11 protein-coding genes and 1 tRNA gene are annotated in these 12986 nt (G+C 64.3%); 10 read left to right on the top strand and 2 right to left on the bottom strand.

The features are described 5' to 3' along the window. Positions 1-3: 3 nt before the first annotated feature. Complete coding sequence (locus tag QFZ40_RS13775) at positions 4-1122, bottom strand: AAA family ATPase (protein ID WP_306905053.1); 1119 nt, start codon at positions 1120-1122, stop codon at positions 4-6. A 166-nt stretch (positions 1123-1288) separates the two neighbouring features. On the opposite strand from QFZ40_RS13775, the gene QFZ40_RS13770 reads away from it, so the two are divergent. From QFZ40_RS13770 to QFZ40_RS13750, 5 genes are all read left to right on the top strand, one after another. Further along, entirely contained in the window at positions 1289-2197 is a 909-nt protein-coding gene (locus QFZ40_RS13770; protein WP_306905051.1) for a TatD family hydrolase, read from the top strand. 279 nt (positions 2198-2476) lie between these two features. Continuing rightward, complete coding sequence (locus QFZ40_RS13765; protein ID WP_306905049.1) at positions 2477-3631, top strand: resuscitation-promoting factor; 1155 nt, start codon at positions 2477-2479, stop codon at positions 3629-3631. Between the two features lie 147 nt (positions 3632-3778). Continuing rightward, a complete protein-coding gene (gene rsmA, locus QFZ40_RS13760; protein WP_306905047.1) occupies positions 3779-4651 on the top strand; it encodes a 16S rRNA (adenine(1518)-N(6)/adenine(1519)-N(6))-dimethyltransferase RsmA in 873 nt (290 codons plus the stop codon). Then, a complete protein-coding gene (locus tag QFZ40_RS13755; RefSeq protein ID WP_306905045.1) occupies positions 4648-5610 on the top strand; it encodes a 4-(cytidine 5'-diphospho)-2-C-methyl-D-erythritol kinase in 963 nt (320 codons plus the stop codon). The genes rsmA and QFZ40_RS13755 overlap by 4 nt, the downstream gene beginning before the upstream one ends. Before the next feature lie 38 nt (positions 5611-5648). Further along, positions 5649-7475, top strand: a complete 1827-nt coding sequence (locus QFZ40_RS13750) for an ABC-F family ATP-binding cassette domain-containing protein (protein WP_306905043.1) — start codon at positions 5649-5651, stop codon at positions 7473-7475. Positions 7476-7955: 480 nt separating this feature from the next. Here QFZ40_RS13750 and QFZ40_RS13745 read toward each other — a convergent pair whose 3' ends face one another. Next, complete coding sequence (locus QFZ40_RS13745) at positions 7956-8582, bottom strand: TetR/AcrR family transcriptional regulator (protein ID WP_306905041.1); 627 nt, start codon at positions 8580-8582, stop codon at positions 7956-7958. 133 nt (positions 8583-8715) lie between these two features. Between QFZ40_RS13745 and QFZ40_RS13740 the strand changes: the two genes are divergently transcribed. From QFZ40_RS13740 to pth, 5 genes are all read left to right on the top strand, one after another. After that, positions 8716-8787: transfer RNA gene (locus QFZ40_RS13740), tRNA-Gln, on the top strand. A gap of 109 nt (positions 8788-8896) precedes the next feature. Next, positions 8897-10393 carry a bifunctional UDP-N-acetylglucosamine diphosphorylase/glucosamine-1-phosphate N-acetyltransferase GlmU gene (gene glmU / locus QFZ40_RS13735; RefSeq protein ID WP_306905039.1) on the top strand — a complete coding sequence of 499 codons (1497 nt, stop codon included), beginning with the start codon at positions 8897-8899 and terminating at the stop codon, positions 10391-10393. Next, positions 10393-11373: a ribose-phosphate diphosphokinase gene (locus tag QFZ40_RS13730; protein ID WP_306905037.1), complete on the top strand. Its 981-nt coding sequence runs from the start codon at positions 10393-10395 to the stop codon at positions 11371-11373. The genes glmU and QFZ40_RS13730 overlap by 1 nt, the downstream gene beginning before the upstream one ends. A gap of 255 nt (positions 11374-11628) precedes the next feature. Beyond that, positions 11629-12213, top strand: a complete 585-nt coding sequence (locus tag QFZ40_RS13725) for a 50S ribosomal protein L25/general stress protein Ctc (protein WP_306905035.1) — start codon at positions 11629-11631, stop codon at positions 12211-12213. Between the two features lie 78 nt (positions 12214-12291). Next, positions 12292-12891: an aminoacyl-tRNA hydrolase gene (gene pth / locus QFZ40_RS13720; protein ID WP_306905033.1), complete on the top strand. Its 600-nt coding sequence runs from the start codon at positions 12292-12294 to the stop codon at positions 12889-12891. Positions 12892-12986: the final 95 nt, after the last annotated feature.

Genomic DNA, 12986 nt, shown 5'->3' with positions numbered 1-12986 from the left:
CGCCTAATGGTTCCCGCGCAGCCGGGAAACGGGCGGAGTCCGGGTTGCGGAACGCGCGGACGCGTCAGCCAGGTCCTGGCTCACCGGAAGCCGGGACAGGATGCCCCTGATCACGCTGTTCGGGGACTCCCCGGCGCTCGCAGCCTTGCGGTCAAGGATGATCCTGTGCGCCAGGACGGATTCGGCCACGTTGACGACGTCGTCCGGGAGCACGAAGTCGCGTCCGTCCAGTGCCGCGGTGGCTTTCGCGGCGCGAAGCAGCTGGAGCATGGAGCGGGGACTGGCACCCAGCCGAAGCAGGGGGCTCTCACGGGTGGCCCTGCCCACGGACACCGTATATTCCTTGACGGCCTGTGACACGTAAACCTGTTGGACCGAGGCAATCATTGCGGCCACGTCAGCTGCTGTGACCACGGCGGAGACCTTGGCCAGAGGCGACGTTGCCTGGTGGGTCTCAAGCATCTCGATTTCCGAATCCTTATCCGGATAGCCCATCGAAATCCGCGCCATGAAGCGGTCACGCTGGGCCTCTGGGAGCGGATAGGTGCCTTCCATCTCAATCGGGTTCTGTGTGGCGACGACCATGAAGGGCTCGTCGAGCTTGTAGGAGGTGCCGTCCACCGTGACCTGGTGCTCCTCCATGCACTCAAGCAGGGCTGACTGCGTTTTGGCGGAGGCACGGTTGATTTCGTCCCCGATGACGATGTTGGCAAACACTGCGCCCGGCCGGAATTCGAACAAACGGGAGGACTGGTTGTAGATGGAGACGCCGGTGACGTCGGACGGCAGCAGGTCAGGGGTGAACTGGATCCGGCTGACGGTACAGTCGATCGTTTTCGCCAGCGTTTTCGCGAGGAGGGTCTTGCCCACGCCCGGCACGTCTTCCAGGAGCAGGTGGCCTTGCGCCAGCAGGACGGTCAGTGCCAGCCGGGCGGCTTCCGACTTGCCGTCAATCACGGTGTTCACCGAGTCGAGGATGCGCCGGCTGGCTGAGTGGAAGGCTGCTGCGTCCATGGCCGGCGTCTTGTGCCCGTTCAGCTGGCTGACCGGTTCGGTGACCTCTGCGAAATTGCGGCTGGCAGGTTCGATTTCATTGACGGCGGTACGTCGCTGGGTATCCATCGGCAACCTTTCAGCCCGGGAATCACCTGGGACGGGACAGCAGGCCTGCCTTCGCCCGTCGGTGGGCGTTCGCATACTGTTCGTAACCAGACTACTAACACAACTGCCATGCCTGACAGAGAGTTCCGGGAATTCTGTGGGCATCCGCCGAAGCTAGGCTAGGGGGATGTGTGATTCGCTGATTCCCGCCGCTTACCGCGATCCGCGGACGGAGGGTACCGCCGGGTCCGGGCGCCCGGAACCTCGGAGTTTTCCGCCTGCTCCCGAGCCGTTGCCGGTACCGGTGATGGACAACCACACGCACCTCGACTTCCCCGACGGCGATGCGCCGGTGGGCGTCGCCGCCGCGCTGGATGCGGCCCAGTCGGTGGGCGTGCAGGGTGCGGTCCAGGTGGGCTGCGACCTGGAATCCTCGCGTTTCACGGTGAAGGCTGTTGATTTGGACAGCCGGTTGCTGGGAGCTGTGGCCCTTCACCCCAACGATGCCCCGGGCTACGCGCTCCGCGCAGAGCTGGAGGACGCCTTGGCAGAGATTGAGCAGCTCGCCGCCCATCCGCGTATCCGTGCGATCGGCGAGACCGGGTTGGACTTCTTCCGCACTCAGGGGGAGGGCCTGGTATCCCAGCGGTACTCTTTCCGGCGGCACATTGACATTGCCAAGCGGTTGGGCCTGACCCTCCAGATCCACGACCGTGACGCCCACGACGACGTCGTCAAGGTCCTCCGCGAAGAGGGGGCACCGGAACGTGTCGTTTTCCACTGCTTCTCCGGCGATGAGAGCCTGGCGAGGATCTGCAATGAGGCGGGCTGGAACATGTCCTTCGCCGGAACGCTGACTTTCAGGAATGCGGTGGGCCTCCGTGCCGCGCTCGCGGTGGCGGACCCGGACCTCGTCCTGGTCGAAACCGATGCGCCCTTCCTGACTCCACACCCGCACAGGGGACGTCCCAACGCGAGCTACATGGTGCCGTACACGGTACGGGCAATGGCTGAATTGACAGGAATGGACCTCGCCGAGCTTTGCAGCAGAATCAGCGAAAATACCGTGCGGATGTACGGTTCCTGGGACTCCTGAAGGGTTAAAAACCGCACGGTCTTCAAATACTCGGTATATACATTTCTTGGTCAGTTTATAACGCTACGGTTACAGTGGAGAACTATTAGCCGGGGTCGGGGAAGGCCTTCGGATAATTTCACTTCATTTGCAAAGGACTTTGCAGGACCTTGTTCCTGCACGCCCGCGCGGGAGTGTGGCGGCGCAATGATGCCCGGAGCTGCCCTGAAAAGGGTCATGCCCCGGGCATTTCACTGTGTTTTTCCCCGTGCCCGGATGGTCCTAAAGTTACGGGCAATCGTGGTCAAGTTCTTCACATCGGACGGAAAGTTCAGCTTCGTCAAGGTCGGTACCCAGCTGCTGGTGCTTTGCGCGCTGGTTGTTGGACTCGTTGCCTTCGTCGGAAATAACAAAACCATCACGCTCAACGTCGACGGGAAAGTGGCTTCGGTCCAGACATTCGGCGGCACTGTGGGCCAAGTGGTGAAGAGTGCCAAGCTGGACCTGAAGCCCGCCGACCGCGTATCGCCGTCGGTGGACGCCACAGTGGAGAACGGAACAGTCATCAACGTCAACATGGCCAAGGCCGTGACGGTCAGCCTTGACGGCTCGGAAAAGACTGTCAGTACCACGGCCCCGGATGTGGCCGGCCTCGTGACCGAACTCGGCGTGGCCAGCGCTTCCTCCGTCTCCGTCCCGAAGGACGCGCCGCTGGCAGTGGATGGATCGTTCGTTTCCATCTCGACACCGAAAACCGTCAGTGTCGTTGCCGACGGCAAAGCATCCACGACCACCACTACGGCGGCAACCGTGGCCCAGGTGCTCGAGGATGCCGGAGTGACACTCGGCCCGAACGACCGCAGCTCCCAGCCAGGGAACGCCGACGTCGTCAACAACATGGTGGTCAAAGTGTCCCGGGTGGACACTGGCCAGACTGCCGCCAGCACCGATGACGTCCCGTTCGAGACTCTGGCCACCGAAAGCGGCGACCTGTTCAAGGGCGACAAGAAGGTGACCCAGGCCGGGACGCCCGGCAAAGTGGACCGGACCTTCAAGCTGGTGCTGGTGGACGGACGGGAAGCTTCACGGACCCTGGTGGCCGAGACGGTTTCCGTCCAGCCTGTGACGGAACAGGTCACCGTGGGCACGAAGGCAAAGCCTGTCGCCGAGGCCGCCCCAGCCAACACTGGTGCTGCCGCTCCGGCCATGATGAACGAGGCGATGTGGGACAAGATCGCCCAGTGCGAATCAGGTGGAAACTGGGCTATCAACTCCGGCAACGGCTACTACGGCGGGCTGCAGTTTGATATCAGGACCTGGATCGGCTCAGGAGGCGGCGCCTACGCCCCGAACGCCAGCCTTGCCACCAAGGCCCAGCAGATCGACATCGCAAACCGTGTGTATGCCCAGCGCGGACTGCAGCCGTGGGGCTGCGGCTGGGCTGCCAGCAGCTAATTAGCCCAATCGCCTTTCCGCGGCGGCTGACCGCGGCGCGGAGGGGCAATGATGAGAGGCTGAACGGCCGGATTCCGGGATTTCCGGGTCCGGCCGCTGCTTTTAACGCGCGCCCGGCGGTCAAAGCAGGCGGGATAGGATACCTAGGTGACTGAACCGAACTCCGCCGCGCCCGCACCCCTCTTCGGTGCATCCGACATTCGCCGGCTGGCCGAGGAAATTGGAATCCGTCCTACCAAAATGCTGGGTCAGAACTTCGTCATCGACGGCAATACCATCCGCAGGATTGTTTCAGTCGCCAACATCGGCCCCGATGAGACAGTCCTGGAAGTGGGGCCCGGCCTCGGTTCGCTCACTCTAGGGCTGCTCGATGCAGCCAAGGCGGTGGTTGCCGTCGAAATCGATCCGGTCCTGGCGGCCAAACTGCCCCAAACAGTCAATGAATGGCGGCCGGATGCCGCAGCGGATTTCCACCTGGTCCAGGCCGACGCCATGAAAGTGACCGAGCTGCCCGTGGAGCCCACGGCGATCGTGGCCAACCTCCCTTACAACGTGGCAGTACCTGTTGTGCTGCACCTGCTCCAGCATTTCCCGAGTCTCCGGCACGGGCTGGTGATGGTCCAGGACGAGGTGGCGGACAGGCTTGCGGCGGGACCCGGGTCCAAGACGTATGGGGTGCCCTCCGTGAAGGCAGCGTGGTACAGCAGCATGCGCAAGGCCGGCGTGATCGGTATGAACGTCTTCTGGCCGGCACCCAAAATCCATTCCGGGCTCGTGTCCTTTACCAGGCGGGAACCGCCGGTGACTACAGCCACCCGCGAGCAGGTGTTCGCCGTGATTGACGCTGCATTCGCCCAGCGCCGCAAGACCCTGAGAGCAGCCCTTGCCGGATGGGCCGGCAGCGCCGCCGAGGCCGAACGCTGCCTGCTTGCAGCAGGGGTTGATCCTACGGCCCGGGGTGAAGTCATTGACATAGCGGCCTTCGCCCGCATCGCCGAAGCCCGTCAGGCGACGGCATGAACGCGCGGGCGGGCCGCTTTGCGGCGCGGACAGTTCGCGTGAAGGCGCCCGGCAAGGTCAACGTCTCCCTGGATGTGGGCCCCGTGCGCCCCGACGGATACCACTCCGTAGCCAGTGTCTACCTGGCCGTGTCCCTCTACGAGGAAGTGGCCGCTACCAGCACGGAGGTGCCCGGCATTACCATCAGCATCAGCGGGGACAGCACCCTTGACCTGGACGGTGTTGACATCCCGCTGGATGAAACAAACCTTGCGTACAAGGCCGCAGCGATCATGGCTGATGTGTCGGAGCATCCGACCGGCGTCCACCTGGAGATCACCAAGCGCGTTCCCGTGGCCGGCGGCATGGGCGGAGGCTCGGCGGATGCCGCTGCAACGCTATTAGCCTGCGACGCGCTCTGGAACAGCGGGCTCTCCCGGGACGAGCTGGCGCACCTGGCCGCTGAGCTGGGCGCTGACGTCCCCTTTTCCCTGCTTGGCGGGACCGCCGTCGGCCTCGGACTGGGCGACGAACTCTCACCCGCCCTGGTGAAGGCTCAGACTGACTGGGTGCTGGTGGCCGCCGACTACGGGCTGCCGACGCCCGAGGTCTATCGCACCCTCGACCGGCTCCGCGACGCCGAAGGTGTGGATGCAGCCGAGCCAGAAGCAGTGGATCCAAAGATCCTGAAGGCGCTGCGGAGCGGGGACGCCGATGCGCTCAGCCGCGTCCTGGTGAACGACCTCCAGCGGGCATCCATTGAACTGGCGCCCGCACTTCGGGATACGCTGGGAATCGGCGAATCCCACGGGGCCATTGCAGGCATCGTCTCCGGCTCAGGGCCAACAGTGGCACTGCTGACGCACAGCCCCGCGGCCGCCGAGAGCCTTGCCGCGGACCTGGAGCACTACGGGCTGACAGCCATCGCTGTCCACGGGCCAGTGCATGGCGCCCGCATCATCTCCGATACCCTCCTTTAAGAACCCCGGCACATTTTCAGCAGCAGAAAGCAGTCCCCTTGGCACACCTTCTTGGCGGCGAGAACCTCACCGTCTCGTACGCAACGCGCACCGTCCTGGACGGCATTACCCTCGGACTGGAGGAGGGTGACCGGATCGGCATGGTTGGCCGGAACGGTGACGGCAAGTCAACCCTGATGCGGCTGCTGTCCCTGCGCTCCACCCCGGATTCCGGCAGGGTGACCAAGCGCGGTGACGTCAACGTCGGGTACCTGGACCAGAGTGACGTGCTCGACGGTGACCTAACGGTGGGTGCCGCGATTGTGGGGGACCAGGCCGACTACGAATGGGCCCGAAACCCGCAGATCCGCGAAGTCATGGGCGGCCTGGTGTCCGACGTCGACTGGCACGCGAACGTCCATGCCCTTTCCGGTGGCCAGAAGCGCCGGGTTGCCCTGGCCAAGCTGCTGATCGAGGACCATGACGTGATCATGCTCGATGAGCCCACCAACCACCTCGACGTCGAAGGCGTCGCCTGGCTGTCCCGGCACCTGAAGACCCGCTGGCGGGCCAACCAGGGTGCGTTCCTTGTGGTCACCCACGACCGCTGGTTCCTCGACGAAGTCTGCACCAAAACCTGGGAAATCCACGACGGCATCATGGACCCATTCGACGGCGGTTACGCCGCCTACGTGCTGGCACGCGCCGAACGCGACCGGGCCGCATCGGTCACCGAAAGCAAGCGCCAGCAGCTTGTCAAGAAGGAGCTCGCTTGGCTTCGCCGGGGCGCTCCGGCCCGTACCGCCAAACCGAAGTTCCGCATTGAGGCCGCCAACGCCCTGATCGCCGACGTCCCGGAACCACGCGACTCCACTGCGCTGAGCAAGATGGCCACCGCCCGGCTCGGGAAGGACGTCCTGGACCTCGAGAACGTCTCGCTTGACTTCCTCGGCGGCGAGCCCGGGCAGAAGCTGTTTGACAACATCACCCTGCGCCTTGCCCCCGGGGAAAGGCTGGGCCTGGTGGGCGTCAATGGCGCCGGCAAGACCACCCTGCTGAAGCTCCTGAACGGCGAGATCCAGCCCAGCTCCGGCAAGGTCAAGCGCGGCAAGACAGTGGTCACCGCCGTGCTCACCCAGGAAGTCAAAGAGCTCGACGACGTCTCCGACCTGCGCGTTATCGAGGTCATCGAGCGCGAGAAACGCTCCTTCAATGTTGGCGGCAAGGAGTTCACAGCGGGCCAGCTCGTGGAGCAGCTTGGCTTTACCAACGAGAAGCAGTGGACCCCGGTCAAGGACCTCTCCGGCGGTGAGCGCCGTCGCCTCCAGCTGCTCCGCCTGCTTGTGGGCGAACCCAATGTACTGATGCTCGATGAGCCCACCAACGACCTCGACACCGACACCCTTGCCGCCGTCGAAGACGTCCTCGACGGCTGGCCCGGAACACTCGTAGTGGTCAGCCACGACCGATACCTGCTGGAGCGCGTGACCGACCACCAGATGGCACTCCTCGGCGACGGCAAGATCCGCGGCCTGCCCGGCGGCGTGGACCAGTACCTGGAGCTGCGCGAATCCGCGCTCGCGGGTTCCACCATCACCGGCGGGGGAAACCCCGTCACTGGTTCCAGCGGCAGCTCCGCACCCGCGGCGTCAGGAGCTTCCGAAGCCGAAAAGCGTGACGCCCGCAAGGCGAAGAACCGGATCGAACGCCAGCTGGGCAAACTTGAACAGCAGGAAAAGAAGGTCCACGACCAGATGGTGAAAAGCACCGCTGACAGCGACTTTGACGCGCTGGCGGAGCAGAACAAGAAACTCAAGGACCTCGCCGGCGAACGCGAAGCCCTGGAACTCGAATGGCTCGAAGCCCTGGAAGTCCTCGGCGAGTAAGTTTAACAGCGTGGCGGGGTCCGGCTGGGTGCCGGAGCCGGCCCTTCGCCGTCGCTTAGACACAGGGCAAATGGGACGCTCCGGTCGCTGGGCGACCTCCACGTCCCGATGCCCTGCGATGCGCTCCTTTCCGAAGGACCGCCTCCGGCGGGGAATGTCACCTTGCCGTCGTGAAACAGCAGGCAACCCGTGCGGAACCTTCGACAGGTTGGGGGTGAGGGTGCGGTGCGGCCGACCTCCGAACGGAACCTCCGGCATTAGCGGTGCGGGGGACCTTCGCGTAGTCGCGCATCGCGGCGCATCGTGGCGTGGAGGTCGCTCAGCGAAGGAGCGTCACCTATGCGTCGTGTCTAAGCGACGGCGAAGGGCCACTGCGCCGCTTAGGTGAGCACGGACGACGGCGAAGGGCGGCTGCGCCGCTTAGGTGAGCACGGACGACGGCGAAGGGCCGCTGCGCCGCGGACGTGAGCACGGTACGACCTAGGTCTCGCTCTTGAGCTCCGGATCCTTTTTGAGGCCGGTCAGGCCGTTCCATGCAAGGTTCACGAGGTGCGCCGCGACAGTGTGCTTGTCAGGAAGGCGGCTGTCTTGCCACCACTGGCCCGTCATCGCCACCATGCCGACCAGCATCTGGGCGTACATGGCGCCGTCCTGTGCACTGAACCCGCGCCGTTGGAACTCGTCCGACAGGATGTGCTCCACGCGGGCAGTGACGTGCGAAAGCAGTGTGGAGAAGGCGCCTTCCGGCTGCGAGGGAGGGGCGTCACGCATCAGGATCCGGAAGCCGTCAGTTCGGTCCTCAATGTAGGTGAGCAGCGCCAGGGCGGCGCGTTCCACGAGGACGCGTGGCTTGGCCTCTTCGGCAAGGGCGGCGTTGATGGAGTCGAGCAGGATCCGGAACTCGAAGTCCACCACTTGCGTGTAGAGGCCTTCCTTCGAACCGAAATGTTCGTAAATCACGGGTTTGGAGACGCCGGCGCAGGCGGCGATTTCCTCGATGGTGGTGCCGTCCATCCCACGGACGGCGAAGAGGCCGCGTCCCACGTCGATCAGCTGGCTGCGGCGCTGCATGCCTGTCATCCGGGTCCGGGGAACGTTGTTGCTCACATTTCCATCATGCCCTACTGATTTGCAGGCGGCTGCAGGCGGCTGACGTGGTCCGATTCCCTCTGTGTCGCGTCCCGCCCTGAACCCATGGCAAAATAAGTACTTGTGCCCGGGCCTTGCGCCGGTGGCATGGTCCGCCCTGGTGTAACGGCAGCACCCCGGCCTTTGGAGCCGTGGAGTATAGGTTCGAATCCTATGGGCGGAACTGCTGTGCGATGAGCGTCCAGTAGGATGGATGCGGTGCCGAGCCGGGCAGCTGGTCCGGATGGCACTGCGACCGGCGCAATGCGCAACCATGCAACGAGAGGCCGTACGTGATCCCCGAGACTACCGGCCCAGCCGCCGTCATCGTTCTGGCAGCAGGCGCCGGTACCCGGATGAAATCGCGTATCCCCAAGATCCTCCACGAGATCGGCGGGCTCTCCATGGTCGGGCACGCCCTGCTGGCGGCACGCAGCATCAACCCCAAACAGCTGGCCCTCGTGGTCCGTCATGAGCGAGACCTCGTGGCAGGCCACGTTGCCGAGCTGGACCCCAACGCTGTCATCGTGGACCAGGACGAGATTCCCGGCACTGGACGCGCAGTAGAGGTTGCCCTCCAGGCCCTGGATGCGAAAGAAACCCTTACCGGCACCGTCGTGGTGACGTACGGCGATGTTCCGCTGCTGACCGGCGGCCTGCTGGCCGAACTCGTAGCCACCCACGAGCGGGAAGCCAACGCGGTCACCGTGCTGACCGCCCGGCTCGATGACGCCACCGGCTACGGCCGGATCCTCCGCGGCGAGGACGGCTCAGTGACCGGCATCAAAGAACACAAGGACGCCTCGGAGACCGAACACCTCATTCGCGAAGTCAACTCCGGAATCTATGCATTCGACGCGGGTTTTCTCCGCGATGCGCTGAGCCACGTCACCACTGACAATTCCCAAGGCGAAAAATACCTGACAGACGTCCTCGGGCTGGCGAGCCAGGCAGGCGGCCGGGTCGCCGCCGTCATCACCCAGGACCGCTGGCAGGTCGAGGGCGCCAACGACCGCGTGCAACTGGCCGCCCTGGGAGCCGAACTGAATCGCAGGACCGTGGAAGCCTGGATGCGCGCGGGTGTCACCGTGGTCGATCCGGCCACCACCTGGATCGACGGCACCGTGTCCCTCGAGGAAGACGTCCGAATCCTGCCCAACACGCAGCTGCACGGCAAAACCACTGTGGCGAGGGACGCCGTTGTCGGCCCTGACACAACCCTGACGGACGTCAGCGTCGGGGAGGCCGCCACAGTGACACGCACGCACGGTTCAGGCGCGGTCATCGGGGCGGAAGCCGCCGTCGGACCTTTCACGTATCTCCGCCCCGGCACCGTCCTTGGCGCGACAGGGAAGATCGGCGCGTTCTACGAAACCAAGAACGTCACCATCGGCCGTGGCTCGAAACTCTCCCACCTGGGCTACGCCGGCGACGCCGAAATTGGCGAGGACACCAACATCGGCTGCGGCAACATCACGGCCAATTACGACGGCGAGAAGAAGCACCGCACGGTGATCGGCTCGGGCGTCCGGACAGGTTCCAATACAGTGTTTGTCGCGCCGGTCACCGTAGGGGACGGCGCCTACAGCGGCGCGGGCGCAGTGATCCGCAAGGACGTCCCGCCCGGAGCCCTGGCACTGTCCGTTGTAGCCCAGCGCAACGCCCAAGGCTGGGTTCTTGCACACCGCCCCGGAACCCGCTCGGCCGAATTGGCCCAGGCAGCCGCCTCAGACTCCTCACCTAAACATGCACCTACAGAACACGCACCTACAGAAGAGGGCAAGCAATAATGACCGAAATAACGGCGCACGGCGAGAAGAAGCTGGTGCTCGCCGCCGGGCGGGCCCACCCTGAACTTGCGCGGGAAATCGCCAAGGAGCTCGGAACAGAACTGCTGCCCATTGACGCCTATGATTTCGCAAACGGTGAGATCTACGTCCGCGCCGGCGAAAGTGTGCGGGGCACTGACGCCTTTGTCATCCAGGCCCACCCTGCGCCGTTGAACAACCACCTCATGGAACAGCTGATCATGATCGATTCGCTGAAGCGGGCCTCAGCCAAGCGCATCACCGTGGTTTCCCCGTTCTATCCTTACGCCCGCCAGGACAAGAAGGGCCGCGGCCGCGAGCCGATTTCCGCGCGCCTGGTGGCGGACCTGTACAAGACCGCGGGTGCCGACCGCATCATGAGCGTGGACCTGCACACCTCCCAGATCCAGGGTTTCTTCGACGGACCGGTGGACCACCTCATGGCCATCCCGCTCCTCGCCGATTACATCCGCACACGGGTGGACGCCGAGAACATTACAGTGGTGTCCCCGGACACCGGCCGGGTCCGGGTCGCAGAGCAGTGGGCTGAACGCCTGGGCGGCGCGCCGCTGGCATTTGTGCACAAGAGCAGGGACCTGACGGTGCCCAACCAGGCCGTCTCCAAGACCGTGGTGGGTCAGATCGAAGGCCGCACGTGCGTCCTGATCGATGACATGATCGACACCGGCGGAACCATCTCCGGGGCCGTCCAGGTCCTCAAGAATGCCGGTGCCAAGGACGTCATCATCGCCGCCACCCATGCGGTCTTCTCCGACCCTGCCGCGCAGCGCCTGGCTGAGTCCGGCGCCCGGGAAGTCGTGGTCACCAACACTCTTCCCATTACGTCCTCGCAGCAGTTCCGTCAGCTGACTGTGCTGTCCATCGCGCCGCTGATCGCGCGCGCCATCCGTGAAGTGTTCGACGACGGCTCTGTCACCAGCCTGTTCGACGGCAACGCCTGACCTGCCGCGAATGCATTGCCCGCCGTCGGCCCATTTTCAGTAATCGGGCCGGGCGCTGGTAAGCTACTTGACGATACCTTGGCGAGGGAGAGCATCGGGAAACCGGTCTGCACGGGAAACCGGATTGCAGGTCTCCGTTATCGACTGGGTCTGAATCTCCCTTCGTGAAGGGCCGCCCAAGGGCTGTCCGGCGTTGAAGGTCGCAAACAGACCTCCGCCCTTGCTGAACACCGTTCCAGTTCCGAGGAGATACACATGTCTGAGCAGAAGCTCGCAGCAGAAGTCCGCACCGAATTCGGCAAGGGTTTCGCCCGCCGTGCCCGTGCCGCCGGCCAGATCCCGGCTGTCATCTATGGCCACGGTGCCGAGCCCATCCACATCACCCTGCCGGCGAAGTCCACCACCCTGGCCGTCCGTGTGGCCAACGCCCTGCTGTCCCTGGACGTCAACGGCGAGGACCACCTGGCCCTGGTCAAGGACATCCAGCGCGACCCCATCAAGCAGATCATCGAGCACATCGACCTGCTGACCGTCCGCAAGGGCGAGAAGGTCACGGTTGACATCCCGGTCCACGTTGTCGGCGAACTCGCCCCGGGCAACGTCTACAACCAGGAGCTCACGGTCATCTCCCTCGAAGCCGAGGCCACGCACCTGCCCACCGCCATCGAGGTCGACATCGAAGGACGCACCGCCGGACAGCACATCCACGCTTCCGACCTGGTCCTTCCGAAGGGCTCCATCCTGCTCGCCGACGCCGACGCGCTGGTCGTCAACATCTCCGAGGCCACCGAGTCCGCTGAAGAAGGCGCTGAAGCCCCGGCCGAAGCCGCCGCCGAGTAATCACACCCCTTGGCTTAAGTGGCCGGACCCTTGGCGGGGTCCGGCCACTGCCGTTTCAGCCCACCTTAGGATTAACCCATGACTGACACCTGGCTCATCGTTGGCCTCGGAAACCCCGGGGCAGAGTACAAAGGCAACAGGCACAACGTCGGCCAGATGGTTCTCGATGAGCTCGCCGGCAGGCTGGGCGCCAGTTTCAAAACCCATAAAGCGCGTGCACAGGTGCTTGAAGGACGGCTGGGCATCGGCGGACCCAGAGTTGTGCTGGCCAAACCGATGAGCTACATGAACGTCTCCGGTGGCCCGGTGTCCGCCCTGGCCAACTTCTATGGCATCGGGACGGATCACATCGTGGCCGTGCACGATGAAATTGATATCCCTTTTAATACGGTGAAATTGAAGACCGGAGGCGGAGAAGGCGGCCACAACGGGCTTCGGGACATTTCCAAGGCACTCGCCACCAAGGAATATCTCAGGGTGCGGGTCGGAGTGGGCCGGCCCCCCGGCCGGATGGATACCGCCGATTACGTACTGCGTGATTTTTCCCCGGCCGAGCGGAAGGACCTTCCGTTCCTTCTGGATGAGGCCGCGGATGCCGTCGACATGCTGGTCCGGGACGGCCTGACTGCGGCCCAGCAGAAGTTCCATCCTGTGAAGTCGGAGCTCCAGGGAAAATAACTTAAAACCCGGCCGCCCTGTTTTAGTGTCTGTGCCAAGGGGTAGTCTTCTTCGTAAGCGGGGGAGCGATGGGGCTTAATCCCGTTATAGCGGGA

The sequence above is a fragment of the Arthrobacter pascens genome, from assembly GCF_030816475.1.
GTDB classification, from domain to species: domain Bacteria; phylum Actinomycetota; class Actinomycetes; order Actinomycetales; family Micrococcaceae; genus Arthrobacter; species Arthrobacter pascens_B.
The sequence above is the reverse complement of the archived record's forward strand: the minus strand, read 5'-3'. Positions and strand labels throughout refer to the sequence as shown.

Bases quoted from the DNA above. Each gene is read 5' to 3' on its own strand.
- QFZ40_RS13730 (WP_306905037.1), top strand. From the start codon at position 10,393: ATGACCGAAATAACGGCGCACGGCGAGAAGAAGCTGGTGCTCGCCGCC.
- QFZ40_RS13770 (WP_306905051.1), top strand. From the start codon at position 1,289: ATGTGTGATTCGCTGATTCCCGCCGCTTACCGCGATCCGCGGACGGAG.
- pth (WP_306905033.1), top strand. From the start codon at position 12,292: ATGACTGACACCTGGCTCATCGTTGGCCTCGGAAACCCCGGGGCAGAG.
- QFZ40_RS13725 (WP_306905035.1), top strand. From the start codon at position 11,629: ATGTCTGAGCAGAAGCTCGCAGCAGAAGTCCGCACCGAATTCGGCAAG.
- QFZ40_RS13755 (WP_306905045.1), top strand. From the start codon at position 4,648: ATGAACGCGCGGGCGGGCCGCTTTGCGGCGCGGACAGTTCGCGTGAAG.
- QFZ40_RS13775 (WP_306905053.1), bottom strand. From the start codon at position 1,122: ATGGATACCCAGCGACGTACCGCCGTCAATGAAATCGAACCTGCCAGC.